The 26234-nt window shown below is 69.8% G+C and carries 28 protein-coding genes and 1 tRNA gene; 10 read left to right on the forward strand and 19 right to left on the reverse strand.

The features are described from left to right. Nucleotides 1-29 precede the first annotated feature (29 nt). Nucleotides 30-629 carry a hypothetical protein gene (locus AC4FS2_RS07945; RefSeq protein ID WP_491152307.1) on the forward strand — a complete coding sequence of 200 codons (600 nt, stop codon included), beginning with the start codon at nt 30-32 and terminating at the stop codon, nt 627-629. Between the two features lie 29 nt (nt 630-658). Continuing rightward, nucleotides 659-1312, forward strand: a complete 654-nt coding sequence (locus AC4FS2_RS07950; RefSeq protein ID WP_491152306.1) for an SIMPL domain-containing protein — start codon at nt 659-661, stop codon at nt 1310-1312. A gap of 4 nt (nt 1313-1316) precedes the next feature. Here AC4FS2_RS07950 and smpB read toward each other — a convergent pair whose 3' ends face one another. The 4 genes from smpB to prfB form a co-directional block, all read right to left on the reverse strand. After that, nucleotides 1317-1793, reverse strand: a complete 477-nt coding sequence (gene smpB, locus AC4FS2_RS07955; protein ID WP_491152305.1) for an SsrA-binding protein SmpB — start codon at nt 1791-1793, stop codon at nt 1317-1319. 86 nt (nt 1794-1879) lie between these two features. Next, a complete protein-coding gene (ftsX, locus tag AC4FS2_RS07960) occupies nt 1880-2794 on the reverse strand; it encodes a permease-like cell division protein FtsX (protein WP_491152304.1) in 915 nt (304 codons plus the stop codon). Beyond that, the gene (gene ftsE / locus AC4FS2_RS07965; protein ID WP_491152302.1) at nt 2791-4053 is read right to left on the reverse strand and encodes a cell division ATP-binding protein FtsE; all 1263 of its coding nucleotides are present in this window, start codon (nt 4051-4053) and stop codon (nt 2791-2793) included. Before ftsE ends, ftsX begins: the two co-directional genes overlap by 4 nt. Nucleotides 4054-4174: 121 nt before the next feature. After that, nucleotides 4175-5284, reverse strand: a complete 1110-nt coding sequence (gene prfB, locus AC4FS2_RS07970; protein WP_491152301.1) for a peptide chain release factor 2 — start codon at nt 5282-5284, stop codon at nt 4175-4177. A gap of 321 nt (nt 5285-5605) precedes the next feature. Here prfB and AC4FS2_RS07975 point away from each other — a divergent pair, with 321 nt between their 5' ends. Continuing rightward, nucleotides 5606-7069: an HNH endonuclease gene (locus AC4FS2_RS07975; RefSeq protein ID WP_491152300.1), complete on the forward strand. Its 1464-nt coding sequence runs from the start codon at nt 5606-5608 to the stop codon at nt 7067-7069. Between the two features lie 157 nt (nt 7070-7226). Beyond that, nucleotides 7227-8498, forward strand: coding sequence for an MFS transporter (locus AC4FS2_RS07980; RefSeq protein WP_491152298.1), 1272 nt, complete (start codon nt 7227-7229; stop codon nt 8496-8498). 39 nt (nt 8499-8537) lie between these two features. Here the strand turns inward: AC4FS2_RS07980 and AC4FS2_RS07985 are convergent, their stop codons facing one another. Further along, nucleotides 8538-9095, reverse strand: a complete 558-nt coding sequence (locus tag AC4FS2_RS07985; RefSeq protein WP_491152296.1) for a helix-turn-helix domain-containing protein — start codon at nt 9093-9095, stop codon at nt 8538-8540. Nucleotides 9096-9161: 66 nt separating this feature from the next. Here AC4FS2_RS07985 and AC4FS2_RS07990 point away from each other — a divergent pair, with 66 nt between their 5' ends. Continuing rightward, complete coding sequence (locus tag AC4FS2_RS07990; protein ID WP_491152294.1) at nt 9162-10094, forward strand: NAD(P)/FAD-dependent oxidoreductase; 933 nt, start codon at nt 9162-9164, stop codon at nt 10092-10094. After that, nucleotides 10091-10714 carry an SAM-dependent methyltransferase gene (locus AC4FS2_RS07995; protein ID WP_491152292.1) on the forward strand — a complete coding sequence of 208 codons (624 nt, stop codon included), beginning with the start codon at nt 10091-10093 and terminating at the stop codon, nt 10712-10714. The genes AC4FS2_RS07990 and AC4FS2_RS07995 overlap by 4 nt, the downstream gene beginning before the upstream one ends. 79 nt (nt 10715-10793) lie before the next feature. On the opposite strand, the gene AC4FS2_RS08000 is transcribed toward AC4FS2_RS07995, so the two are convergent. Further along, complete coding sequence (locus tag AC4FS2_RS08000; protein ID WP_491152291.1) at nt 10794-11699, reverse strand: helix-turn-helix domain-containing protein; 906 nt, start codon at nt 11697-11699, stop codon at nt 10794-10796. A gap of 162 nt (nt 11700-11861) precedes the next feature. Between AC4FS2_RS08000 and AC4FS2_RS08005 the strand changes: the two genes are divergently transcribed. Continuing rightward, nucleotides 11862-13370: a GMC family oxidoreductase gene (locus AC4FS2_RS08005; RefSeq protein ID WP_491152289.1), complete on the forward strand. Its 1509-nt coding sequence runs from the start codon at nt 11862-11864 to the stop codon at nt 13368-13370. 39 nt (nt 13371-13409) lie between these two features. Here the strand turns inward: AC4FS2_RS08005 and AC4FS2_RS08010 are convergent, their stop codons facing one another. From AC4FS2_RS08010 to AC4FS2_RS08060, 11 genes are all read right to left on the reverse strand, one after another. Next, nucleotides 13410-13826, reverse strand: coding sequence for a pilus assembly protein TadG-related protein (locus AC4FS2_RS08010; protein ID WP_491152288.1), 417 nt, complete (start codon nt 13824-13826; stop codon nt 13410-13412). Then, nucleotides 13826-14266, reverse strand: a complete 441-nt coding sequence (locus AC4FS2_RS08015) for a TadE/TadG family type IV pilus assembly protein (protein WP_491152287.1) — start codon at nt 14264-14266, stop codon at nt 13826-13828. Before AC4FS2_RS08015 ends, AC4FS2_RS08010 begins: the two co-directional genes overlap by 1 nt. 7 nt (nt 14267-14273) lie before the next feature. After that, the gene (locus AC4FS2_RS08020; RefSeq protein WP_491152285.1) at nt 14274-14696 is read right to left on the reverse strand and encodes a TadE/TadG family type IV pilus assembly protein; all 423 of its coding nucleotides are present in this window, start codon (nt 14694-14696) and stop codon (nt 14274-14276) included. A gap of 3 nt (nt 14697-14699) precedes the next feature. Then, entirely contained in the window at nt 14700-14894 is a 195-nt protein-coding gene (locus AC4FS2_RS08025; RefSeq protein ID WP_491152284.1) for a hypothetical protein, read from the reverse strand. A gap of 19 nt (nt 14895-14913) precedes the next feature. Beyond that, nucleotides 14914-15843 carry a type II secretion system F family protein gene (locus AC4FS2_RS08030; protein ID WP_491152283.1) on the reverse strand — a complete coding sequence of 310 codons (930 nt, stop codon included), beginning with the start codon at nt 15841-15843 and terminating at the stop codon, nt 14914-14916. Further along, complete coding sequence (locus AC4FS2_RS08035; protein ID WP_491152282.1) at nt 15840-16703, reverse strand: type II secretion system F family protein; 864 nt, start codon at nt 16701-16703, stop codon at nt 15840-15842. The genes AC4FS2_RS08030 and AC4FS2_RS08035 overlap by 4 nt, the downstream gene beginning before the upstream one ends. Then, nucleotides 16700-17860 (reverse strand): TadA family conjugal transfer-associated ATPase, encoded by a 1161-nt coding sequence (locus tag AC4FS2_RS08040; RefSeq protein WP_491152280.1) that lies wholly within the window; start codon nt 17858-17860, stop codon nt 16700-16702. Before AC4FS2_RS08040 ends, AC4FS2_RS08035 begins: the two co-directional genes overlap by 4 nt. A gap of 148 nt (nt 17861-18008) precedes the next feature. Next, nucleotides 18009-18470, reverse strand: coding sequence for a winged helix-turn-helix transcriptional regulator (locus AC4FS2_RS08045; RefSeq protein WP_491152278.1), 462 nt, complete (start codon nt 18468-18470; stop codon nt 18009-18011). A gap of 22 nt (nt 18471-18492) precedes the next feature. Further along, complete coding sequence (locus AC4FS2_RS08050; RefSeq protein ID WP_491152276.1) at nt 18493-19197, reverse strand: SDR family oxidoreductase; 705 nt, start codon at nt 19195-19197, stop codon at nt 18493-18495. Between the two features lie 108 nt (nt 19198-19305). After that, a complete protein-coding gene (locus AC4FS2_RS08055) occupies nt 19306-19866 on the reverse strand; it encodes an alpha/beta fold hydrolase (protein WP_491152274.1) in 561 nt (186 codons plus the stop codon). Then, a complete protein-coding gene (locus tag AC4FS2_RS08060; protein ID WP_491152272.1) occupies nt 19863-20702 on the reverse strand; it encodes an LLM class flavin-dependent oxidoreductase in 840 nt (279 codons plus the stop codon). The genes AC4FS2_RS08055 and AC4FS2_RS08060 overlap by 4 nt, the downstream gene beginning before the upstream one ends. Before the next feature lie 132 nt (nt 20703-20834). On the opposite strand from AC4FS2_RS08060, the gene AC4FS2_RS08065 reads away from it, so the two are divergent. Together AC4FS2_RS08065 and AC4FS2_RS08070 are read left to right on the forward strand one after the other, a co-directional pair. Further along, nucleotides 20835-20916 (forward strand) — tRNA-Leu (locus AC4FS2_RS08065). A 51-nt stretch (nt 20917-20967) separates the two neighbouring features. Continuing rightward, on the forward strand, nt 20968-21735 hold the full coding sequence (locus tag AC4FS2_RS08070; RefSeq protein ID WP_491152270.1) for a DedA family protein: 768 nt from the start codon (nt 20968-20970) through the stop codon (nt 21733-21735). Between the two features lie 6 nt (nt 21736-21741). Here the strand turns inward: AC4FS2_RS08070 and ku are convergent, their stop codons facing one another. Continuing rightward, nucleotides 21742-22689, reverse strand: coding sequence for a non-homologous end joining protein Ku (gene ku, locus AC4FS2_RS08075; protein ID WP_491152268.1), 948 nt, complete (start codon nt 22687-22689; stop codon nt 21742-21744). Between the two features lie 68 nt (nt 22690-22757). Here ku and AC4FS2_RS08080 point away from each other — a divergent pair, with 68 nt between their 5' ends. Further along, nucleotides 22758-25292: an ATP-dependent DNA ligase gene (locus AC4FS2_RS08080; RefSeq protein WP_491176978.1), complete on the forward strand. Its 2535-nt coding sequence runs from the start codon at nt 22758-22760 to the stop codon at nt 25290-25292. Nucleotides 25293-25295: 3 nt separating this feature from the next. Here AC4FS2_RS08080 and AC4FS2_RS08085 read toward each other — a convergent pair whose 3' ends face one another. Beyond that, nucleotides 25296-26210: a cation diffusion facilitator family transporter gene (locus AC4FS2_RS08085; protein WP_491152264.1), complete on the reverse strand. Its 915-nt coding sequence runs from the start codon at nt 26208-26210 to the stop codon at nt 25296-25298. Between the last annotated feature and the right edge of the window lie 24 nt (nt 26211-26234).

Here is a 26234-nt window from a genome sequence, read left to right on the forward strand (position 1 = left end):
CGGTTCTCGCCGAACCCTATGATCAGCCCATGGAGAAGCGGTGGGTGTGGATCATCGTGGGAACCATGGCCGTCGGCACGGTCCTGGTCATCGCTCTCGTTCTCACGTTCGGGTGGTCGCCCGTGGTGGCGCCGGCCGCGTCACCGACTTCGTCGTCGTCGGGGGCTGTGGAGTCGCCCTCGGCCTCGCGGACCCCCTCGCCCGCACCGAGTGAGCCGCCCGCCCCAGCCGGCTGGCAGGAGCCGACGTGCGAGAACATCATGCATCCGGCGTTCAGCACCGACTGGCTTCCGGCACGCGTGGAGGACCCCGAGACGCTCTTCACCGACGGCATCCAGTGCTGGTGGGCGGTGGACCCCACCGTCGGCACCGACAACGTGCTCCTCTACGGATGGGCTCCGGCCACGGCGGAGGTGTGGGCAGCCCTCATCGCCGAGCGGACCGCCGAGACCGACACGGCGTGGTTCACCGAGGAGGACGAGCGCGGCGTGTATCTGACGCACAAGACCGACTACTGGGTGCAAGACGCCGACGGGTACGGAACCACCTACCTGTTCACGGGCGGCGCGATCCTCTTTGCGCAGACGAAGGCTGAGACGGAGGATGTCGTCGGCCCGCCGTCTGCGTGACGGCCCGGAGAGCGCCGTATGCTCGCGGCATGAGCGAGGTCGTGGTCACCGTCCGAGGCGAGCAGGAGCGGCGTGTCGCGCCCGAGCACGCCATCGTCAGTCTTTCAGTCCGGCGGGACGGGCCCGAGCGCGGGCCGGTCGTCGAGCGGGTGACGACACTCGCCGAACCCCTCCGCGACGACCTGGTCGCCCATCAGCGGTCGGGCGAAGTGGTGGAGTGGTCGAGCGGTCGGGTGTCGGCGTGGTCGGAGCGGCCGTGGAACGCGGAGGGGCGTCAGCTTCCCCCGGTGCACCATGCGTCGATCGACATCACCGCGACCTTCGGAGACTTCGTGGCGCTGTCGTGGTGGATCGGTGAGGTGGCCGAGACGGATGCGGTGCAGGTGACCGACGTCCGCTGGGAGCTCTCCCCCGCCACCCGCGCAGAAATCGAGCGTGAGGTGGGGGCCGAGGCTGTTCAGGTTGCCGTCGACCGCGCCCGCGCCTACGCGGAGGCCCTGGGTCTGGAGTCGGTGACGCCGCTGGAGATGGCCGACGCGGGGCTGCTGCTGCCGCATCCCGAGCGAGGCCCGGTGATGATGCGCGCGATGGCGGCGGCGGATGCGTCGGGTGCGGGCCTGGCGTTGCAGCCGGCCGACATCGTGGTCAGCGCCGCCGTGGAAGCACGGTTTCTCGCGCGCTGACCGCTCAGTCGCCGAGGCGGTTGCGCGACCGCATGGCGCGCTCAGCCTCGCGCTTGTCTTCGCGCTCGCGGATCGTCTGGCGCTTCTCGAACTCGCGCTTACCCTTGGCGACCGCGATCTCGACCTTCGCGCGTCCGTCGGAGAAGTACAGCCGCAACGGCACGAGCGTGTAGCCGCCCGCCGACACGGCGTGAGATATCTTGACGATCTCGTCCTTGTGCAGCAGCAGTTTTCGGGTGCGCTTGGTGGCGTGGTTGGTCCAGTGCCCCTGCGAGTACTCGGGGATGTGCACGGCGTCGAGGAAAGCCTGACCACCGTCGATGTAGGCGTAGCCGTCGGTGAGGTTCGCGCGCCCCTGCCGGAGAGACTTCACCTCGGTGCCGGTGAGGACGAGGCCGGCCTCATAGGTCTTCTCGATGGCGTAGTCGTGACGGGCACGACGGTTGGTGGCGATGACTTTTTCGCCCTTTTCGCGAGGCATGTCCCACCTCCCTCGGATCCCAGGCACACGCAGCCGTTCAGTCTACAAGGCCGGCGCCGCCCGTGAGGTCGGTGCCGCGGGCTCCGCTACGTCCGCAGCCAGCGGCGGATCGCGAATCCGGCCGACAAGGCTGCCAGCACCACCCCGATGAGCACGATGACCGGGACGACGATCGCGATCTCGGCGGGGCCGACCCAGGTCGAGACGAACGTGATGCGGCTGCGGAGGTAGTCGTCGACGCCGAAGTTCACGATCGCCCACACTGCGGTGCTTGCGAGGGCAGACCCGATCAGCGCTGCCAGAACCCCCTCGAGGACGAACGGGGTCTGGATGAAGCGATTGGATGCGCCGACCAGCCGCATGATGCCGATCTCCCGCCTGCGCGCGAAGGCCGACAGACGGATCGTCGTGCCGATGAGAAGCACCGCTGCCACGAGCATCAACGCCGCGATCCCGACCGCGATGTACGTCGCGACGGTGAGCGCGGAGAAGAGCGGCTCGAGGTACTGCATCTGGTCCTGCACCTCTTCGACGCCGTCCATCCCGCCGAAGGCCTCGGCGATCACCTCGGATTGACTCTGATCGACGAGGTTGATGAAGAAGCTGGCGTTGATCTGGTCGGCGGTGAGGATGTCGGCGTAGTCCTCGCCGAGCTGCTCCAGGGCGTCCTCGTACGCGTCTTCGCTCGTGACGAAGCGATAGTCCCGGATGAGGGGAGCCAGCGCCTCGCCGTCGAGGCTGCCACGCACCTGCTCGATCTGCTCTTCCGTGGCCACACCGTTCACACACGTCTCCGAGTCCGAGACGCTGGTGCACATGTGGACGGCGACCTGCGCGCGATCGACCCAGAAGTCGCGCATCTGACCGATCTGCATCTGCATGAGCATCGCGGCACCGACGAAGGTGAGCGACACGAAGGTCACGAGCACGACGGAGATGACCATCGAGGCGTTGCGGCGGAGGCCCGAGAAGGCCTCGGACAGGATGAGTCCGAGTCTCACGAGGTGGGCCCCACTTCGTCGTTACCGTCGTCGAGGCCGAGACGATCGGCGAGCCCCAGCTCGTCGATGTCGACCGGCGGAAGATCGATCGCGACGGGCCGCGTGTGGGTCGACAGTTCCTCGGGGCGGACGGCCGCCTCTTCCGGCGGCACCGGAACATGGCTTTCGGATGCTGCCGGCGCGGACACCGCGGACGCGGTGATCGTCGCTCCGCCCATGGCAGCGACGGCGGGCTCGGCCGTTGCTGAGTGGGGGGCGCGGACCGGCGGCGAAGGCGCGCGTTCGGGTGCGGTCGCCTCGGCGGGCCACACGGACGGAGCATCCGGCTCGGGCGGCCACACGGACGGAGCATCGGCCTCGGCGGCGCGGGCGTGAAGGATGGGCGCATCCGGCGCGGCGGCGGCGCCGAGCGCTTCGGCGGCGGCCGGTGCGAGCTCATCGGCGGCAGCATCCAGGGCGACTGCGGCGGCGGGCGCGACGTGGGCGACCTCGCGCTGCACCTCGAGCACAGCGGTCAGGGCCGCGACGGCGGCGGCGCCCCGCTCTACCTCGGGCGTGAGGCGCGGCAGTCCGGACGTATCGCCGTATCCGCCGTGACGCTCGTCGCGCATCATCTGGCCGTTCTGCAGTTCGATGACGCGCCGCTGCATCTGGTCGACGAACCCGGCCTCGTGCGTGGCCATCACCACGGTCGTGCCGCCGGCATTGATGCGGGCGAGCAACTGCATGATGTCGATGGAGGTTCCCGGATCGAGGTTTCCCGTCGGCTCGTCAGCCAGCAGCACCTGGGGGCGGTTCACGAGGGCGCGTGCGATCGCGACGCGTTGCTGCTCACCGCCCGACAGCTCGTGCGGCAGCCGCTTCTCCTTGCCGCCGAGTCCGACGAGGTTCAGGACCTCGGGCACGGCTTGGTGGATGAAGCCGCGGGATGCGCCGGTCACCTGCAGCGTGAAGGCGACGTTCTGGAACACCGTCTTGGTAGGGAGAAGCCGGAAGTCCTGGAAGACCGCCCCGACGTGGCGGCGGAAGTAGGGCACCTTCCGGTTCGGCAGGGTGCGCAGGTCGCGGCCCAGCACCACCACCCGCCCGCTGCTCGGGGTCTCCTCGCGGAGGATGAGGCGCAGGCACGACGACTTGCCGGACCCGGAGGCGCCGACGAGGAAGACGAACTCGCCACGCTGCACCTCGAAGTCCACTGCATCCAGAGCGGGTTTGGAGGTGCCGCGGTACCGTTTGCTGACATTTTCGAACCGGATCATGGCGCATTGAGCCTAAGCGCCGGTCCGCGACCGCTCGCCGTGACGCGCCGCCCGGGCCCACTTGCGTGAACCGGCTGCGACCTCCGCAGAATGAGCGGCCGATTCAGGCCGGTCGGGTGGATCAGTCGTCGAGCTTGCGCTTGCGCCAGCGGATCCCCGCGGCGATCAGGCCGTCGAGGTCGCCGTCGAAGACGGACGCGGGGTTGCCCACTTCGTAGCCCGTACGGAGGTCTTTCACGAGCTGCTGGCCGTAGAGGAAGTAGGAGCGCATCTGATCGCCCCAGCTGGCCGTGATCGTGCCGGCGAGCTCCTTCTTCTTGGCCGCTTCCTCTTCGCGCTGGAGGAGCATCAGTCGTGTCTGCAGAACGCGCATAGCCGCCGCGCGGTTCTGGATCTGCGACTTCTCGTTCTGCATGGACACGACGATGCCGGTCGGGAGGTGGGTGAGGCGCACGGCCGAGTCGGTGGTGTTGACCGACTGTCCGCCCGGGCCCGAGGAGCGGAAGACATCGACGCGCAGGTCGTTCTCCGGGATTTCGACCTCCACGGCTTCTTCCATCACCGGGATGACCTCGACGGCGGCGAAGCTCGTCTGCCGCTTGTCGGCCGACCCGAACGGGCTGATGCGGGCCAGGCGGTGGGTTCCGGCCTCGACGGAAAGGGTGCCGTAGGCGTAGGGGGCATCCACCTCGAACGTCGCGGACTTGATACCCGCGCCCTCGGCGAAGGAGGTGTCCATGACCTTGACCGGATACTTGTGGCGCTCGGCCCAGCGCAGATACATGCGCATGAGCATCTCGGCGAAGTCGGTCGCGTCGTCGCCGCCGGCACCGGAACGGATCGTCACCACGGCGCCGCGGTCGTCGTACTCGCCGTCCAGCAGTGTCTGAACCTCGAGCTGACCGATGACGCCCTCGAGTTCTGCGAGCTCTCGGCGGGCCTCTTCGGCGGCGTCTTCGTCGTCCATCTCGTGCGCGAGTTCGACCATGACATCGAGGTCATCCAGTCGCTGTTCGATCTCGGTGATGCGGCGCAGCTCCGTCTGGCGGTGACTCAGTGCGCTGGTGACCTTCTGCGCCTTGTCGACGTCGTCCCAGAGGTCTGGCGCGCCGGCTTCCTCGCTCAGACGGGCGATCTCTGTGGCGAGCCCCTCCACGTCGACGACCGACTTGATGTCGCGGAAGGTGGAGCGCAGGGCCTGGATGTCGGCGGACGGATCGAATTCGAGCATGGCAGTTCAGCCTACCGCCGTCGCGGCGGCGCCTGCCGCGCCCGCGTCTGGTGGAGGGGGATGGCGCGCGGGCGTCCGGGGAGGAGGATGGCGCGCGGGCGCACTCCTCCTGTCATGCCGGCCGGTGCGCTCCTCCGGGTCCGCATCTCCGCCCCGACCACGGTCGCGGTAGGGACATTTCGGGAGGAAATGGCGCTTCGGGAGGGCCGATAAGGCCAGAACCGCCTCCCCCGTGCACATCTCCTCCCGACGCGCTCGGGGGGAGCTCGCGACCTCTCCGAGCCTCGAACAAATGTCGGAGGGTGGTGGGACGATGAAGTCATGACCAGCCCCACCACTGCCATCGCCGAAGCGCTCACCGCGCTGGATGCGGCGTGGGATGACGCAGCGGATGCGACGACGCTTTCGGATGCGAGAGTCAAGCTCGTGAACGAGCGCCTGGCCGACCTCCGTCGCCGGGTGGACGGGCTGCACGCCCGCGTGGCGGCAGAACTTGCCGCGCGGTCCCGTCCGGAACTCGGGAGCGAAGGATTGGCGCGGAAGAACGGCTTCCGCACCCCGGCGAAGCTGATAGCCGAGGCCACGGGCGGCCACACCGCCGACGCGGCACGACTCATCCAAGTGGGTCAGGCCACGGCACCCCGGCTCTCCCTGTCCGGCGAGCCCCTACCCGCGAAGCATCCGCACGTCGCGGCAGCGCTGGACGCGGGGCACATCAGTGTCGCCGCCGCATCCGCGATCACGACGATGCTCGACCGCGTCTCGCTGCGCGTCGACGTGACGACCCGTGATCACGCCGAGCGGACGCTGGCCCAGCAGGCGCCGCTCCTGACATACGACGAGCTGCTTTCCGTGCTGCGCCGGGCCGAAGCGCACCTCGACCCGGACGGGCTCGAGCCGCGGATCGCCGAGCAGCATGGCGAGCGTTCCTTGAAGATCACTCAAGACGCGGTGGGCATGACCGTACTGACGGCACGGCTCGACCCCGAATCCGCCGCGCCGGTCGTCGCCGCGATCGAGGCCATCGTCACGCACCAGCTCCGCACGTCCCGCGGCCACAATGCCTCCGACCCTGACAACGACGACGGCACGACGTCGCCCGACGACGCAGTGGGCGCCAGTGGAGCCGGTTCCTCCGTCGAGCAGGGCAGGGAGGGCGTGATCATGGACGAGACGCGGTCGTTGACGCAGATGCGGGCCGATGCGCTCGGCGCGATCTGTCGGCACGCGATCGGATGCGACGCCGGCACACTCCCCGGCACGTCAACGTCCGTGGTGGTGAGGATGACTCTCGAGGATGTGCGCACCGGCACCGGAGTGGCCACGATCGACGGGATGGAAGCGCCGATCGACGCGGGCACCGCGCGCCGCATGGCCGCGGCGGCCGACATCATCCCGTGCGTTCTGGGCACTGACAGCGAAATCCTCGACTGGGGGCGCGCGAAGCGCCACTACACGAACCCGCAGCGCCTGGCTCTGGTCGAGCGGGATGGGGGATGCTCCTCGTGCCACCTGCCGCCCGCGTTCGCTGAAGCGCACCACATCCGATGGTGGGTGCGAGACCACGGGGAGACGAACCTCGATAACGCCATCCTCCTCTGCACGTCGTGCCACCACCGGGTTCATGCCGATGGGTGGGAGATCCGTATCGACACTCCTCCCGGCGCACCTCCTAGTGCGGGAACGGTGTGGTTCATCCCACCCGCCCACGTGGATCCGAACCGCACTCCGCGCCTCGGTGGACGGCGACGGTTCGATCCCCTCGCCTGGAGCTTGACCGCTTGACCGCTTGACGGCTGACCGCTTGACCGCTTGACGGCTGACCGCTTGACCGCTTGACCGCTGACCGGCCCACCACCGCCCGCCGTCTGCGTCCCTCCCCACGCGCCGGATGCGTCGCCGCTGTCACGCGGCGATGACGCCGCTGGCTAGGGTGAGAGCGATGACCGACTCGCCGCGACACGTCCTCCGACGCTTCGCGCCCATGATCTACGGGCCCACGCTGCTCTTCGCGCTCGGCGAAGGTGCGGTTCTCCCCCTGATCCCCGTCATCGCGAGCAACCTCGGCGCCGACGTCGCCCTCGCGGCCCTCGTCGCATCCGCCCTGGTCGTCGGTCAGCTCTGCGGCAACATCCCTGCCGGGTGGGCCGTCGCCCGGTTCGGTGAGCGCGCGACGATGGCCTCCGCCGGATTCCTCGCTCTCGCCGGCATCGTCGCCATGGCCCTCGCTCCGAACCTCGCGTTGTTCGCCGCTTCCGTCTTCCTCATCGGGTTCTGCGCGGCGGCGTTCGGCCTCGCGCGCCACTCGTTCATGACCACGCGCGTGCCGCTGGTCTTCCGGGCCCGTTCCCTCTCGCTCCTCGGGGGCACCTTTCGTCTGGGGATGTTCCTCGGCCCGTTCGTCGCCGCCGCTCTTCTGGCGATCTTCGCCGACGAGCACGCCGCCATCTGGTTCTTCGCCGTCACGCTCCTCGCTGCGATCCTTCTCGTGCTGTTCGGGCGAGACCCGGAAGAGACGCTCGCCGCCGAGGAGCGCGCCGAGAGCGTCCGAGGCTCGCGCGACACCGAAGACAGCGGTGAGGCCGTCACCGGCTCCATCCCCGTCGTGGAGCGCGTGGGGGTCTTTCGCACCATGTGGCGCTTCCGCCGGGTGCTCGGCCGGCTGGGGCTGGCGGCAGCATCCCTCTCCGCCGTCCGCTCGGCCCGACAGGTGGTACTTCCCCTGTGGGGCGTATCGATCGGGCTGGATGCCCAGACCATCGCTCTCGTCGTCGGCGTCTCGGGCGCCATCGACTTCGCACTCTTCTACGCCAGCGGCCAGGTAATGGACCGGTTCGGCCGACTGTGGGCTGCGCTGCCCGCCATGCTGCTCATGGGCGCCGGTTTCCTCGCACTCTCCGTCACGCACGACACCGCCGAGCCGGGGCTGTGGTTCGGGCTCTTCGGCGCCGTCCTGGGCGTAGGCAACGGCCTGTCCAGTGGAATCCTGCTGACGCTCGGCGCGGATGTCGCCCCACCCTCTGACCCGGCGCCCTTCCTCGGCTCGTGGCGCACACTCACCGACGCCGGCGGAGCGGCCGCGCCGCTCATGGTCTCCGCCGTCACGGCGCTGGCCTCGCTTCCGGTCGCGATCGCCGTCGTCGGCGTTGTCGGCTTCCTGGGTGCTGCCGGATTCGTCCGTTGGGTGCCGCGGTTCGTCCCACGCCAGCGCTGACTCAGAGAACCCGCCAGATCGCCGCGTAGGCCGTTGTCGTCACGGGCCCGCCACGTACGTGTGCATTCGTGCGCCGGCCTCGTTGAAGATGCTGATCACCACGGCCGGGCGGGAACCGGCGGCCGAGAGGGCGTGCGGGATGCGGGTGTCGAATTCGGCTGCCTCTCCGCGGGCGAGGATGAGATCCTGCTCGGCCAGACGCAGCCGGAGCCTTCCACTGACCACATACAGCCACTCGTATCCGTCGTGCACCCGGAGACCCGGGAGCTCGTCCACGGGCGGGAAGGTGACCCGGTAGGTGTGGATCGGTGAGCCCTCAGGGGCCAGCGGGGCGATGATCATCCCGTCCCGCCGGATCACAGGGCGGCGCACCCGGGGATCGGGGGTCTCCGCGCGCACCAGATCATCGATGCGGATACCGAGCTGGCGAGTCAGCGGAAGCAGCAGCTCGAGGCTCGCCTGCCGCTTCCCCGACTCCAGCCGCGACAGCGTGCTGGTCGACATCCCGGCGCGCATCGCGAGCTCCTCGAGCGTGAAACCCCGTTCGCGGCGCGCGTCGCGCAGTCGCACCCCCACCTGCCGCAGTTCCTCCGACATGGCACTCCCTTGCTGATTTGGCAAAACTGTTTGCACTCCCGTCATTGTGCGCGGAAAGTGGGCCGCATGGAAGACGACCAGTGGGATGTCATCGTGATCGGCGGCGGCGTGGCGGGACTCAGCGCCGCTCTCATGCTCGGACGGGCGCGCCGCCGCGTGCTGGTCATCGACGCGGGGAGCCCCCGCAACCGCTTCGCCGCCCACATGCACGGGGTGCTCGGTAACGAGGGGACCGATCCCGCGGCGCTCCTCGAGCGCGGACGCCGTGAGGCTTCGGCGTACGGGGTGCAGTTCCATGCTGCATCCGTCACGCAGGTTGATGAGACCGAGGACGGGGTGAGGGTCGCTGTCGCCGGAAACGACATCCACGCGTCGCGTGCGGTCATCGTCGCGACGGGGATCACCGACGACCTCCCCGCCATCCCGGGACTGGCCGAGCGGTGGGGGCGCACGGTGCTGCACTGCCCCTACTGCCACGGTTGGGAGGTGCGCGACAAACACCTCGGCGTGCTGGCCACCTCTCCCCTGAGCCTTCATCAGGCGCAGCTGGTGCGGCAGTGGAGCGACCGCGTCACGGTCTTCACCGCCGCCCTCGGCGACCTCGACCCTGCGACCGAGCGGCGCCTCCGCGCGCGCGGCATCGTCCTCGTCCCCACGCCCGTCACCGAGATCATCGGCGACGGGGAGGAGATCTCCGCGGTGCGCACGCAGGACGGTGGGGAGGTCGCGGTGGACGCGATCTTCACCGGCGGCACGCTCCGCCCGCACGACGACTTGCTGTCACACCTCGGGCTCACTCGTGAGGAGAACGCGATGGGCACCTTCCTGCGCGTCGATGCGATGGGCAAGACCAGCAGCGATCGCATCTGGGCCGCGGGCAACGTGGTCAGCGCCGGGGCGAACGTCCCCCTGTCCATCGGCGCCGGTACCTCCGTCGGCGCGGTCGTCAACGCCGCGCTCGTCTCCGCCGACTTCGACGCGGCGGTGGTGGCAGCATGACGACACCGGAGGCCCTGCCCGCGGAGTTCTGGGAGAACCGGTACGCGAGCACCGAGAGGGTGTGGTCGGGGGCGCCCAACGTGACGCTCGCCCAGATCGTCTCCACCCTCCCGCCCGGGCGCGCCCTCGACCTCGGCAGCGGAGAAGGGTCCGACGTCCTGTGGCTCGCCGCGCACGGATGGGAGGCCGCCGGGCTCGACATCTCCCCCACCGCCGTGGCCCGCGCGCGGGCCGCCGCATCCGCTGCCGGCCTTTCGCCGCGGGCGAGGTTCGCGACCGTCGACCTCTCCACGTGGACGAGCGACGAGGGCTACGACCTGGTGACCGCGAGCTTCTTCCAGTCGCCGGTCGCGCTCGCGCGCACCGGTATCCTGCGTCGCGCGGCGGGTCGCGTCGTACCGGGCGGGCACCTGCTCATCGTGTCGCACGCGGGGTCCCCGCCGGGTGCATCGCTGCCGGCGGGGGCCGAGCATCTCTTCCTGTGCCCCGACGAGGAGATCGCGGCGCTCAGCCTCCCGCCGGAGGCGTGGATGACTGTGATCGCCGAGACACGCGGGCGGCCCGCGGTGGGGCCGCACACACATCACGAGGACGCGGTCGTGCTGCTTCGGAGAAGGTGATCGGTCATTCGGGGACAGGCCGAGCGGCCCGGGGAGAACGCGCACCAGGCGAGCCGTGCGTGGTGCGGCGAATCACCGCTCACGCCTGACGAGTCGGCTCCTCCCGCCGGTCACCCACTCCCCCGCCGGGACCTGCCCCCCAACTGGCGAGCATCAGGAGGCCGTCTTCCGACGGCGATCCCTCCGGCGCCATGTAGACGACGACTTTCTGGTCCTTCTCCCCGGGCACGTCGAGGGCCTGGTACTCGATCGTGAGCTTCCCGGAGATGGGATGGGTCATCCGGATCGTCCCGAAACTGCAGCGATGCACGCTGTACTCAGCCCACACGCGGCGAAAGTCTTCGCTCTTCACCGTCAACTCGCCGACGAGTTCGTTCAGAGCGGTGTTGTCGGGGTGGGAACCGGCGTCGGCACGGAGAACAGCCGCGGCCTCGGAGGCAGCGGTCTCCCAGTCGTCGTAGAGACTTCTCGCCTCGGGCGACAGGAAGATCCACCGGGCGAGGTTTCGCTCACGCGAGGGCACCTTGGTGAAATCGAAATAGAGCGAGCGGGCCAGGGGGTTCATCGCAAGGATGCTCATCCCCAGTCCCATGACGACCGCGGGGGACGTTTGGAAGGCGGCCAGCGTGCGGTGCACGTTCGGCTTCACGCGGGCGGTGTCCTCACGCGCCGACCTGCGGGGGTCATAGTTCTTCTGCGCGACGAGAGCGAAAAGGTATTCGCGCTCTATCGGATTCAAGCGCAGGGCGGACGCCACCGCGGCGAGCACGGCGTCGGACACATGGCGGGTGCGTCCCTGCTCGATCCGCGAGTAGTAATCGACGCTCACGCCGGCCAGGTGCGCGACCTCTTCACGCCGCAAGCCCGGGACGCGACGGGAGGAACCGGAGCCGCGCTGCACCGAGTCGTCGAGCCCCACATCGGCGGGGACGAGCCTCGCCCGGCTCGCGTGGAGGAACTCTCTCAGTTCGTCTTCGATCGCCATACGCCCATCATCCACCGCGAAAGCGGGCAGGGGGCGGTGTGGGTAGCACTGCCAGACCTAGGCAGAACGGTGCGTGCTGCGGCCTCTCTCGGAGGCCGGCGCTCGGTTGAACTGGACATCGCGGTTCACAGAAGCGACCCGACGTTACGGAAGGACTACCCCATGACTCTCGACACCTATGACGTGATCATCGTCGGCGGCGGATCGGCAGGCGCTGTTCTGGCCAACCGGCTCAGCAGCGACCCCTCCCGATCGGTGCTGTTGATCGAGGCAGGCACCGCCTACCCCCCAGACGGCAACCCCGAGGTCATTCTCAGGGCGAGCATGGTCGGCGGCGATGCCGACCACGACTGGGGCTACACCGGCCGTCACAATTCAAGCGTCCCGAACCAGGCGATTCCGCGGGGAAAGGTGCTCGGCGGCAGCTCTGCTGTCAACGCCGCCGTCGCGCTCCGGGCCCGGACATCCGACTTCGCGAAGTGGGAGGCCCGCGGGCTTGCGGGGTGGTCGTTCGCCGACGTGCTGGAGACCTACAAGTCTCTGGAGAACACCCCGGACGGGGATGATGCGCTCCGCGGGCGCACGGGGCCTTTCCCCATTCGGCAGCGCCGCTACGACGAGAGCACCACCTCCATGCGCGCGTTCATCGACGCGAGCGTGGCCGAGGGCTTCGCTCGCGTCAGCGATGCCAACGGCGCCGACCAGGACGGGGCCTCGATGAACCCCCTCAACATCGTCGACGGGGTGCGGCAGAGCACCGCGCTGACGTATCTGACCGCCGACGTGCGTTCTCGCCCCAATCTGACGATCCTCGGCAGGACGCACATCGATCGCGTCGTTTTCGACGGCACGACGGCTTCCGGCGTGATCACCTCCGACGGGCAGGCCTATTCTGCCGGCGAGGTCATCCTCTCGGCCGGCACATACGGGAGCGCCGCGATCTTGATGCGCTCGGGCGTGGGCCCGGCCGAAGACCTGACCCGACTCGGGATCGACGTCGTGGCCGATCTGCCCGTCGGGCGGCGGCTGCAGGACCACCCGTTCTACTACAACGTCTACGCCTTGAAGCCCGACGCCCTCGAGATGACTCCCCAGTTCGGAGCCATGCTGTGGGTGAAGTCCAGTGAAGCCGAGGAGGGTGACCTCGACCTTCAGATCTCGGTGAGCCACCTCTTCGATCCGGCGAACAGCCCCACCGGCGGCGCCATCGTGCTGGCGGTCGCCCTCGTCCAGCCGGAGTCGTTCGGAACCGTGACCCTGCCGAGCACCGAGCCGCTGGCAGCGCCCATCATCGACCTCAATCTGCTGTCCACGCCGCGTGATCGCAGCCGCATGCTCGAGGCCGTCAAGCTCAGCCGTCGGGTCGCGCGTAACGAGATCTTCGCGGCTGTCTCCGAAGAGATGGTACCCGGCGCGCAGGTGGAGTCCGATGAGGAGCTCGCCCGAGTGATCGATGAGCAGATCGCCTCCTACGCCCACCCGACGTCGACGGTGCCGATGGGCGGACCGGATGACCCGTGGCACGTGGTGGACGGCGGCGGTGCCGTGCGGGGGCTCGCCGGAATCCGCGTGATCGACGCATCCATCATGCCGGTCGTGCCATCGGTGGCGACGAACGTGACGACGATCATGCTCGCCGAGCACATCTACAAGAACACCCTGGCGCGATAGGGCGGGGGCCGGCTCGGGAGCGGCGGATCACCGGCGCCCTCACCGCAGCGCGTTGCGGCTGGTGGCCGTCGCCGAGAGAGCGACGCCGCCGGGGACGAACATCGTGATCACGGGCGGATGCCACGTGCCGGCGACCGTGACGCGGGCAGAAAGCCCGTCTGGCGTCGTCGCGGCCACCAGGGTCGCTTCCTCACCGACGGCCGCCACCATGTCCGTCGCCTGCGCGAACACCCCGGCGTCCGTCAAGTCGGTGCGCGGCTGCCCCGACTCCACGGTCAGGGTGAAGCCATCGGCGGCGGCGAGCGCGGCCGCATCGGCGAGCGCGTCCAGGCGCTTCTGCGCGAGGTACAGGCTCGTGGCGTTGGCACACACCAGGACGAGCACGAGGGCGAGCACCGCGTAGCCGATGGTGAGGAGGAGGACGCTCCCCTCCTCCTCACCACGCCGGATCGCCATCAGTCCTCGCTCCAGAACCGCGACACCTTCTGGGCCGCCGATGCCTCGATCGGGATTCGGGCGATCCGGTCCAGTCCCAGCACGGGAGGAACGAGGGGCAGCGACACCTCCGTCCGTACCGTCACCACGACGGTGGCCCCCGCCTCCGGGCACGCGGATGGCGCGTCCCGGCACGACACGTCGACATCGGCGCGATCCGGATCGATGCCGTACTCGGTGACGACGGTCGCGAGGATCGCCGAGGCCCGGGTGTCCGCCGCATCCGCCCCCTCGGCCGTCGCCACCGCGCGGGCGATGTGCCGGGCGCCCGACTCGGCGCCGAGGCTCTGCCCCTGGATCATGCCGAGGGCAACGACGAGGTACACGATGGGTACCAGCAGGAGCAGTCCCACGAAGATGAACTCGAGCGCGGCCGAGCCCTTATCGTCGGCGGCGCGCACTCTCACCTCACTCCAGAGATTCGACCGGGGCAAGAGCGCTCACCTCCAGCGCACGCTCGATCCCCAGAAGTCCGAGCAGGGGCAACGTCGTGCGGATGGTGACCCGCACCGCGGGGCTTCCCGCCGCATCCGTCTCACGCACGGCGATGTCGTCCGCATAGGACTCCCCCACCGCCCGGGCGACCAGCCCCCGCGTGCGCTCGGCGCCCTCGGCCAGACTCGTGTCGGCGAGCGCCGCGTGAAACGCACCCTCGACGGCAGCGTCGTGGACCACGTTGCGGACATAGACGCCGAGGGCGAGTTGGATGACCGCGAGTGTGAGCAGGGTCAGCAACGCCCCCACCAGGACGAACTCGACGGGGCTGGAACCCGCGTCGTCAGCGAGCGCACCGCGCACGGCACGCCCGACGACATCGCGCAGTCGGCGCATGCGTCACAGCCCGGAGACGCGGGAGATCGCCTGCTCGAACAGCTGCGCGAGAGCGGGGCCTGCGAGTGCCCAGATCACGACGACCAACCCAGCGGTCATCAAGGTGATGAGCACCCAGCCCGGAACGTCGCCGCGCTCGTCCGACAGCACGTCCCCCCATGCGGTGCGCAGGCGGCGGATGAAGTGGTTTCCTCGCATGTGTCCTCCTTTCCGATGGTCAGCCGATTCCGAGCCGCAACAGGAAAATCCCCGGGAACACCGCGTAGAGCACGCTCAGGGGAAGAATGAGGAACACCAGCGGGATGAGCATGAGGATTTCTTTCCGCCCCGCCTGCTCGATGAGTGCGCGCTTGGCGTCTTCGCGCGCGTCCGTGGCCTGCGCCTGCAGCACCTGCGCCAGCGGGGCGCCCCGGTCCAGCGCCGCAACGACCTGATCAAGGGCCCTGGACAGCGCGGGCACCTGCAACCGGCTTCCCAGCGACGTCAGGGCGTCGGTGAGCGGCTCACCCGTGCCCACGGTCAGCAGCGTCGTGCGGATCTCGCCGGTGAGTTCCCCCGAGCCGACCTCCCCGACACGGCGGAGAGAATCCAGGATGCCTTCGCCGGCGGAAAGGCATAGCGCCAGGAAGTCCAGCACGGTGGGGAGCTCCTCCTCGATCCGCCGCATCCGCCGGCCGGCCGCCCACGTCAACCGCGCGTCGCACAGCACCACCGCGCTCGCCGCCAGCACCGGCGCGACGATCACGGCCGCGGGCGTGAGCCCGCCGGCGAGCGCGACCAGCACCACGAGCAGAGCGCCGACGCCGAGACCCGCGAGACCCCACACGAGCTGCCGCGTGCGGAAGGCCGTGGCGTTGATCGTCCAGCCGGCCTGGCCCAGGCGGCGCGAGAGAGCCTCCGAACCGCCGAACATCGCGGCGACTCGATCGAGTGCCCCGCGTACGGCGTCGCGAACCGTGGGGACCGGTGACAGGGCGGGTCCGATACCCAGGGGATCCGTGACGTCGCGGATGTACGGCGCGATGCGCCGGGCGAGGCTCGGCGCGCTCACCCGGGGGGCCAGGGAGACCAGCAGACACACGCCGATGCCGAGGGCGGTTCCCAGCACCACGGCGACGGCGGACTCGGTGAGAAGACCCGGTGTCATCCGAACCACCGCCGCGGCTCGGGAAGGCGACCGATCCGCAGCATCAGGCGGAATGCGACCACCGACACGAGCCCGCCGGCCAGGATCAGGCCGACCCCCTCGGGGCTCGAGTACGCATCGGCACCTTCGGGGCGCAACGCCAGCAGGACGAGGATGATCCACGGGGACACGACCCCGAGCACCGCTGCGCCACGGATCCACGACTGCCGGGCTTCGACCTCCCCGCGGAGCAGAGCGTCGGCGCGTACGGAGGATGCCAGGGCGCGCAGCACGGTGGGAAGCTCCGTGCCGCCCACCTGCCGCGCCATGCGCAGGGTCTCGATGATGCGGTCCGCCACAGGGTCGGCCAGCGCGGTCTTCAGCCGCCCGATGCTGGACTCGAAGTGACCCGAGGCGTGGATGTCGACCGCGAACGCGGCGAAGGCCGACCGCAATGCCGGCGGCGCAGAGCCGGCCAGGCTCGCCACGGCGTCCGGCAGCGACATCCCGGCGCGCACCGAGGCGATGAGCAGGTCGCACACGTCGGGCCACAGGTTCCGTCGCGAGCGCAGCAGGCGCACGCGACGCGCACGCAGCCACACGAACGGCGCCGCTGCCGCCGCGCCCGCCACCACGAGCGCGAAGGCGGGGACCGACGTGAGGAGCCAGGCCACCGCGGCCGCGATCACCGCGCTCGCCAGCGAGAGCACGAGGACGACGCGACCCCGCACCCCGGCGAACCCCGCCGATTCGAGGAGCCGCGCCAGCGGTCCCGCGGGGGCGGAAGGGCCGGCAGCCCGCATCGAAGCGGCGGGCCACAGCCACGGGGAAGCGACCAGCAGGACGCCCGCGGCGAGCGTCGCGCCCAGGAGGACCGTCATCGCCGGCTCCCGGGTACGACGCGGCGCACCTCCGGAGCGTCGCCGAGGATGCGACCGGTCGGCTGGACGATCTCCGCCACACGCCGCCGGCCGGAGGCGTCGCGTTCGCAGTGCACGACGAGATCGACAGAGCGGGCGACGGCCGCCGTCACAAAGGTCGCATCGATGTTCCGTCCGGCCAGGAGCGGGAGGGCCGCCAGCTTGACGAGGGCTTCCGGCGCGGAGTTGGCGTGGATGGTTGCGGCGCAGGGCACACCCGTGTTGAGCGCGAGCACGAGGTCCAGCGCCTCCGCATCCCGCACCTCGCCGACGACGAGGCGGTCGGGTCGCATGCGCAGCGCCTCTTTCACGAGACGCCGGAGGGTCACCTCTCCGGTCCCTTCCAGACTCGGCTGCCGTCCCTGCATCGCCACGATGTCGGGCGCGTCGACGGCGAGTTCGAAGGTCTCCTCCACGGTCACGATCCGCTGCCCGGATGCCGCCGCGGCCACCAGCGCGCCGAGAAGCGTCGTCTTCCCGGCATGCGTCGGACCCGAGACCAGGATGCTCCGCCCGTCGCGCATGGCACCGGCGAGGAGGTCGGCGCCTGCCCCGCTGATCGATCCGGACTGCACCAGGTGCGCGAGGTCCCGATACGCCGGCAGGAATTTCCGGATGTTCACGGCCCAGTGTCGCCGGGTGATGTCGGGGATCGCCACGTGAAGCCGGGACCCATCGGGCAACGACGCATCGACGAAGGGCTGACTGAGGTCGACGCGCCGCCCTGTCGTGTGCAGCATCCGTTCCACCAGATCCCGCACCCCGGAGTCGGTGAGAGCGAGCGGCACGCGCTCGGCCCGGCCTCCCCGTGCCACGAACACGCGGTCGGGCGCGTTCAGCCAGATCTCCTCGATCGTCGGGTCGTCCAGATACGGCTGCAGCGGACCGAACCCCGACAGCTGCGCGAGCACATCGCGGACGCACCCTGCCTCATCATCGACCGGGTCGAGCCCCCGCGCCAGGGCGTAGTCGTTGTGCCGGCGCACCTCGTTGGCGGCGATGCTCGTGGCGAGCTCGGGATCGAGGGTCGGATCCGCCTGCTCGGCGCGGAGCCGCTCGCGCACCCGTTCGGCGACCGCGGCGGCCGCGGAACCCGGAGAGGCGAAGGCGAGACTCACGCGGGAATCCTCGCAAAACCCCGATGAGCGCGCGGAAGTTCTCCACACCCCGCGGCCGTCTGCACCCCCAACGGCGCGTTACGCCGCTACCGATCGCGGATCGCGCGCCCGTAGCGGCGCGCGAACCCGCCGCTCGAGGGAGCTGACCTCAGGAGCGGGGCTCGTCCACGCGCCGGGCGATGACGTCGACCGGAGCCGAACCCTGCGGGGAGACGAAGGCGGCGGCGACCGGATCTCCTTCGCTGGTGGTGAAAGTGATCGACCCTTCCAGGCTGGATGGTGCGAATCGTTCTCCCCACTGCTGCAGTGCGAAGATCGGAAGGGCCAGTTCTCGCCCGGATTCGGTGAGGACGTATTCGTGCCTGGTGCGCTCTCCGCTGTCCCGGTACGTCTGCCGCGTCATGATTCCCGAGTCGACCAGGAGGGCGAGCCGGGCGGTGAGGATGTCGGGGGCGACGCCGAGCCGGGCTTTGAACTCGGCGAATCGCGTCACCCCCGCCAGGGCCTCACGGATGATGAAGAACACCCACCGCTCCCCGACGATGTCCACGGCCTTGGCGAGCGAGCACTTGGTGTCGCCGCGGTACTCGGTCGTTTGGTCCTCGGGCATTCACGGTCTCCTGTCGATGTGTTCAGCTCGCGAATTGGGGGTACAGCTGGCCGGTGCTTTCGCCGAGCCGGCTCTTCCATGCTGCCGTGGCGTCGTCTCCGAAGAGGTCGAGCGCGCCGGCCTCGAACTCGTCGAAGGCGCGACGGGCGACGTCCTTCGGGTCGTTCTTGGGGCCGTCGTACCAGGCCATCATGTCGGTGTCGGTGCTGGCGAGCGACAAGGAGGCCACCCGGGTGCCCTGGCCGGCCAGCTCGAAGCGGAGGCTGTTGGTCGCTGCCAGCAGTGCCGCTTTGGATGCCCCGTAGCCGCCGGAGGCGTCCATCGCCAGGTAGGCCATGATCGAGACGACGTTGATGATCGCGCCGCCGCCGTTTCGCGCCAGGACCGGTGCGAAGCGATGCACCATCTCCATCGTTCCGAAGTAGTTGGTCTCCATCTCGGCGCGGGCGTCGGCCGGATCGCTGCCCAGGAGCGGAGAAAGGGTCGTGAGACCTGCGTTGTTCACCAGGAGCGTCGTGTCGGCGGCGAGCTCGGCCGCGGCAGCCACGGATCGCGGGTCCGTGATGTCGAGCTGCACGGGGATGATGCCCTCCGTGGTGATCGTCGACGCATCGCGTGCGCTGCCGTAGACCTTGGCTGCGCCTCGCGCGAGCAGCTCCACGGCGAGAGCCTTGCCGAGGCCGCGGTTGGCTCCGCTGACGAAAGCAGTCTGTCCAGCAATATGCATGACGATTTCCGTTCCTGAGTTTGACTTTCCTACCTAGAAGGCTACGCCCCTGAGTAGGAAACCGCAACCCAGATTTCCGGACGGCTGCCGGACCGTAATCCCTCCGTCCTAGCGCCGCTCACCCAGAACGCGCCGGATGTCCTCGGCGACGACGCGCAGGTCCCCGCCGAACTGGTGTCCCCCAGGCAGCGAGCGCGCAACAGCGCCCGGGATGGCTGCGGCGTAGAGGTCACGGTGGGCGAACGGGACGATGTCGTCATCTTCACTCGCGTACAGCATCACCACCGCGTCCACCGGCATGCGTTCGGCGAGGTCATCGGGAAGGTCGAACCCCTCGAACGTCCAGTCGGGATCGCCGCCAGGGAAGGGCGCCGCGAGAAGGCAGACAGCGGCGACCGGCGGAAGGAGGCGGTCGCCGGCGAGATAGGTGAGGAGCACGTAGCCACCGGCCGAGTGCCCGACCAGCACGACGGGCGCCCCCGCGCGACCGATCGCCTGGGCGATCGCCGAGTGCCACAGCCGATTGTCGGCGCCATCGTCGTCGGGCATCGTGGGAAAGTCGACCGAGTACTGCTCTCCCAGGTGTTCAGCGAGGCTTGCCGCCAGCGGAGCATCCTCTTCGTGAGCACCGGCTCCGGCGCCCTGGACGAAGACGACGCCGATCGTCACGTCAGAGGGTCCTCGTCATCTGACGGCATCGACGCCAGGGCCGCCCGCGCCGCGTGGGCTGCATCGAACAGCACACGCGGGTCCGGGTCGCCCTCCCAGTGGGAGAACACGATCGTGGTGAGCCCGGCCGAGACGAGTTCGACGGCCTGAGCACCGGGATCCGCACCAGGCTTCACGTACCCGACGACCTGCAAGCGCTCGTTCTCGAGCGGGGAGCCTGCGCGGCCCTCCCGCACGATGGCGACCTTGGCGGCGACCTCTTCCCCGGTGGGCACCTCGTCCAGGACCACCCCGTCCGCGAGTTCGCCCGCCAGACGCAACGCCTTGGGTCCGTTCGCGCCGAGAAGGAGCGGCGGCACAGCGGAGGGGAACGGCGGGTGGCTCAGCTGCACGCGGTCGAGGTGCACGTATCGACCGTCTACGGTCACTTCGCCACCGCGCAGCAGTGCGCGGACCGCAGCGACGTATTCGCGCATCAGCGTCAGCGGGCTCTCCACGGCTGCCCCGGCCTGCACCATCCACTCGCGGACGCCGTGCCCGAACGCCGGCACGAATCGCTCGGGGTGGATCCGGGCGAGCGCCGCGATCTCCATCGCCGCCAGCGCGGGATTGCGCAGGGGCGTCGGCATGAGCCCCAGTCCGACCCGCATGTGAGAGGTTACCGAGAGGGCGGCGGTCGAGGTGACCAGTCCGCCGCCCCAGAAGCTGTCTTCCCAGAACCAGAGATCGTCGAACCCTTCGGCTTCGACGGCCCCCACCGCGGCGAGCAGGTCCTCGGGAGGTAGCTGAGGACGGATGACCACACCGACGCGCGCTCGCTGCTCTGCTTCGTGCACGCGCCGAGCCTATCCGAGACCCGCACGGCCCACGATGGCGCGACAGCACCCGGCGCACCCCCGGCGGGCGCCCCTTTTCGGGGGGTTCCCCCACCATCGGCGCGAGAGTGCTCGCCTAGACTGATCCCACTCGCGGGAGTGGTGGAATTGGCAGACACGCAGGATTTAGGTTCCTGTGCCTCCGGGCGTGTGGGTTCAAGTCCCACCTTCCGCACGGCGACGCTTGCGTGTGCGCCATGCCGCCGACCGAACGACGGGACCCTTCGTGATCACCCACGCCGCTCTCATCCCCTGGCTCGACCCTGAGACGATCATCACGGCCGCCGGGCCCTGGGCGCTGCTCGTGGTGTGCCTCATCATCTTCGCCGAGACGGGGCTCCTGATCGGGTTCCTCCTGCCCGGGGACACTCTGCTGATCATGGCGGGTCTGCTCTCGCACCCCTCCGCGATCGCCCCGAACGGTGTGTTCGGTATCAATGTCTGGCTCGTCGGTCTCCTCATCGGCCTGGCCGCCTTCCTCGGCGGCGAGGTGGGTTACCTCATCGGCCACAAGGCCGGCCCGGCGATCTTCGAGCGCAAGGAATCCGGCCTCTTCAGCGTCAAGAACGTCGAGCGCACGAACGCGTTCTTCGAGCGCTTCGGCGGGCTCACCGTCATCCTCGCGCGCTTCGTTCCCATCGTGCGCACCTTCGCCCCCATCGCGGCGGGCGTCGGGCACATGAACAAGTGGAAGTACACGATCTACAACCTCGCCGGGGCACTGCTCTGGGGCTTCGGTCTCACGATGCTGGGCTACGGCATCGGGCTCATCCCCGGCGTCGGTGACTTCGTCGCCGAGTACATCGACGTGATCCTGCTCATCGCCGTCGCCGGCACGATCGGCTTCGTCGCCTTCCACTACTTCCGCGAGCGCGCCCACGCGAAGCGCGCGCCGCACGGGGGCGAGCCGGAGACGGACTCCGGCGAGGCGCAGTCGCTCGTGCTCGACCAGGAGAGCCTGGAAAGTCGCCGCCCGGAGGCGCCGAAGGACTGACGGCCGTCAGGAGGCCTTCGCGGTCTTCTTCTTCGCTGCGGTCGTCGTCTTGGCAGCAGACGCCGGCTTCGCCTTGGTCGTCGATTTCGCGGGCGACCCTGATTTCGACGACCCGGATGCTGCTGCGCCCGAGCTCTTCGGCGCATCCTCGCCCTTGGTGCCCCGTGCCGCACGGCTGCGCTCCACGCTCGCGCGGAGGGCCTCCATGAGGTCGATCACTTCGCCACCGGAGTCCTCGTCCTCGGTCTCGCCGAAGGTGGCAGCGGTGTCCAGCGCGTCGCCCTGTTCCAGCTTGGCGTCGATGAGGGTGCGCAACTCCGCCTGATACTCGTCCGTGAACTCCTCGGCATCGAAGTCCTTCGCAAAGCTCTCGACGAGCGCCGCCGACATCTCCAGCTCCTTCGCCGAGATCCGCACCGTCTCGTCCAGCGCCGGGAACGCGGCATCCCGCACCTCATCGGCCCACAGGAGGGTCTGCAGCACGAGCACGTCGCCGCGGACGCGCAGCGCCGCCAGGCGGGTCTTCTGACGCAGCGAGAACCGGACGATCGCGGTCCGGTCGGTCTCCTCCAGCGTCCGCCGCAGCAGCACGTAGGCCTTCGGCGAAGCGGAGTCGGGCTCGAGGTAGTACGCGCGGTCGAGCGTGAGCAGGTCGACCTGATCGCTCGGGACGAACTCGACCACATCGATCTCGCGGCTGCGCTCGGAGGGCAGGGACGCGAGGTCCTCCTTCGTCAGCACGACCGTCCGGTCACCGTCGTCGTAGGCCCGGTCGATGTCGGAATAGGGCACGACCTCGCCGTCCACCTCGCAGATGCGCTGATAACGGATGCGGCCGCCGTCCGTGCTGTGCACCTGATGCAGCGGCACGTCGTGGTCCTCGGTCGCGGAGTACACCTTGACCGGCACGTTCACGAGACCGAAGGTCAGCGCGCCTTTCCAGATCGCCCTCATCACACCAGTACACACCTGTCACAGCAATCCCCGAAACCCCTTGCGATCCGCGCCGCTACGGTGAACATATGGCCGCGGGAGAGCAGACGGTGCGCATCGACGGCCGTCGGCTGCGCATCACGAACCTCGACAAGGTGCTCTACCCCGAAACCGGCACGACCAAGGGCGAGGTCATCGCCTACTACACGCGCGTGGCGCCGGTTCTCCTGCCCCACGTCGCCGGACGCCCGGTCACACGCAAACGATGGCCCGACGGTGTCGGCACACCGGACGACCCCGGGATGTCGTTCTTCGCCAAAGACCTGCAGGCCGGCGCCCCGTCGTGGGTGCAGCGCCGTCCCATCCCGCACTCCTCCGGCCCGAAGGACTATCCCCTGGTCGCCGACGTGCCGACCCTCGTCTACCTCGCGCAGGTGGCGAGCCTGGAGTTGCACGTTCCGCAGTGGCGATTCGCACCCGACGGTGACCGCGGCAACCCCGACCGTCTCGTCCTGGACCTCGACCCCGGCCCCGGCGTCGGGCTCGCCGAGTGCGCCGAGGTGGCCCGGCAGGCGCGGTCGATCCTCACGGACATGGGGATGGACCCTTACCCCGTCACCAGCGGCAGCAAGGGCATCCACCTGTACGCCGCGCTGCCTGGCGAGCAGTCCAGTGACGCGATCACCGCCTTCGCCAAGGAGCTCGCCCGGGCGATCGAGGCCGACTCCCCCGACCTGGTGGTGAGCCAGATGGCGAAGGCGGCCCGGCCGGGCAAGGTCTTCATCGACTGGAGCCAGAACAACGGATCCAAGACGACGATCGCCCCGTACTCACTGCGGGGGCGGGATCATCCGACGATCGCCGCCCCTCGCACGTGGGAGGAACTCGACGATCCCGGTCTTCGGCACCTCCTCTTCGACGAAGTGCTCGAGCGCGTCGCTGCCGACGGTGACCCGATGGCGGCGCTCGGATTCAGTGCCGGGGCGCGGGCCGCCGACGACGGCCCGCTGAGCATCTACATCGCGAAACGGACGGCGGGGGCGACACCCGAGCCGGTGCCGGCGAATGCGATCGGCGCGACCGCATCCGAAGGGCTGCCGCGCTTCGTCATCCAGGAGCACCACGCGACCCGGCTCCACTGGGATCTCCGGCTCGAGCGCGACGGCGTGCTCGCGAGCTGGGCGGTGCCCAAGGGGATCCCCGCCACGACCGGGCGCAACAACCTCGCTGTGCAGACCGAGGATCACCCGATGGAGTACGCGACGTTCTCCGGCACGATTCCGGCGGGCCAGTACGGCGCCGGGTCGATGACGATCTGGGACGAAGGGCGTTACGAGCTGGAGAAGTGGCGCGACGACGAGGTGATCTTCACCCTCGAGGGCCGCCCGGGCGGTCCGCTCGGGCGGGTGCGGCTCGCCCTCATCCGCACCGACGGCAGCGGAGAGAAGTCGACGTGGCTGCTGCATCGCATGAAGACGGATGCGGCGGGGCATCCGCAGCACGACGGCGCCCCCGTCGTCGCCACCGAGGCCGACTCCCCGGCCTCCCATGCCCCGGCTTCTCGCGCCGGGGCCTCCCGGGCGCCGGCAGCCGACGGCCGCGCACAAGACCAGGCCGGCGACGACGCCGCCGCCATCCCGCCGCCGTCCGAGCTGCGCCCGATGCTCGCCACGTCCGCCAGCCCGGGGATGGCGCGGGAGGCGGCACGGCGGTGGGGCTCCGGCAGCGGGCCATGGGTGGAGGGGAAGTGGGACGGCATCCGCGCCATCGGGGTCTGGGACGGCTCGCGCCTGCATCTCAGGGCGCGAAGCGGGAACGACATCACGGCGAAGTATCCGGAGCTCACGACCGTCGATCTGGGTTTCGGGTCGCAGCCCGCCGTCGTGGACGGGGAGATCGTGGCGCTGGACGCCACGGGGCGACCGAGCTTCCCCCTGTTGCAGACGCGGATGAACCTCGCCAAGCCCCGGGAGATCGCCCGCGAGAGCCCGCGCACCCCGGTGAAGCTCTTCCTCTTCGACATCCTCTCGCGCGGCGGCCGCGACCTCGCCGGCCTGCCGCTCGCCGAGCGCCGTGCCGCGCTGGAGGAGTTCGCCGCGTCCGCCTCGGAGCCCGTGGTGCTGCCGCCGGTGTTCGACGACGTGGATGCGGCGCTGGCGGGAAGTCGCGCGCTCGGGCTGGAGGGGATCGTCGTCAAAGACCCGGGGTCGACCTACCGCCGCGGCGCCCGCTCGGAGCAATGGCTGAAGGTGAAGCTCACCCGCACCCAGGAGGTCGTGATCGGCGGCATCCGCCCCGGCAAGGGCGGGCGCAACGGCACGATCGGTTCACTCCTCCTCGGCATCCCCGACGGCACCGGCCTGCGGTACGCAGGCCGGGTGGGATCGGGCTTCAGCGAAGCGACCATCGCGAAGCTGGAGGCGGAGTTGCGCCCCCGGCGCACCGACGAGAACCCCTTCGTCGAGGTGCCGCGTCCCGACGCGCGCGACGCCCTGTGGGTCCGCCCCGACCTCGTCGGCGAGGTGGAGTTCGCAGAGTTCACCCCCGGCGGCATCCTGCGGCACGCGCGGTGGCGGGGACTCCGCCCGGACAAGGCGCCCGGTGAGGTCGTCCGCGAATCCTGATCGTCAGGCGTGACGGGCGTCGTCGTGCTCGATGTGACCGGCCGGCTCGAGCTGGAACGTCGAATGCTCGACGTCGAAGTGCTGCGAGAGGCATCCCTGCAGCGCGGCGAGAACGCTCCCGGACCGCCCGTCGCTCAGCGCGGCATCCTCGACGACGACGTGCGCGCTGAACACCGGCGCTCCCCGCGTGAGCTGCCACACATGCAGGTCATGCACGTCCACGACACCCGGGGTCCCGAGGATGTGGTCGCGGATCTCCTGCACGTGCATGCCCTTCGGCGCGCCTTCGCCCAGCACGGAGACGACCTCCCGCAGCAGGCCGATCGCCCGTGGCACGATCATCGCGGCGATGAGGAGGGAGGCCACCGCATCCGCCGGCGCCCACCCCGTGGTCACGATCACGATCGCCGCGACGATGACGGCGGCCGAGCCCAGCAGGTCGCCGAGCACTTCGAGGTACGCGCCCCGCACGTTGATGCTGCGCCGCTGGGCGCTCCCCAGGAGCCACATCGCGATCGCGTTGGCGACCAGGCCGATCACGGCGACGCCGAGCATGAGGCCGCCGGCGATCTCGGTGTCGGCGGGGTTCATCAGCCTCATAACCGCCTCGACCGCGACCCACACCGACAGGGCGAGCAGGATGACGCCGTTCGCGAGGGCACCGAACACCTCGGCGCGTTGGTACCCGAAGGTGCGTCGGTCATTCGCCGGCCGCGCAGCGACCGCACTGGCGACCAGGGCGATCACGAGCGCTGCAGCGTCGGTGAACATGTGGGCCGCGTCCGCGAGCAACGCGAGCGACCCGGACAGTGCGGCGCCGACGATCTGCACGAGCATGACGACCGTCGTGATCGCGAGCGAGATCGCCAGCAGGCGGCGATTGCTCGCGCCACGGACCCCGGGCGCATGATCGTGCATATCCCCAGGCTACGACCGACCCCG

This window comes from Microbacterium sp. Z10_103 (assembly GCF_058310455.1).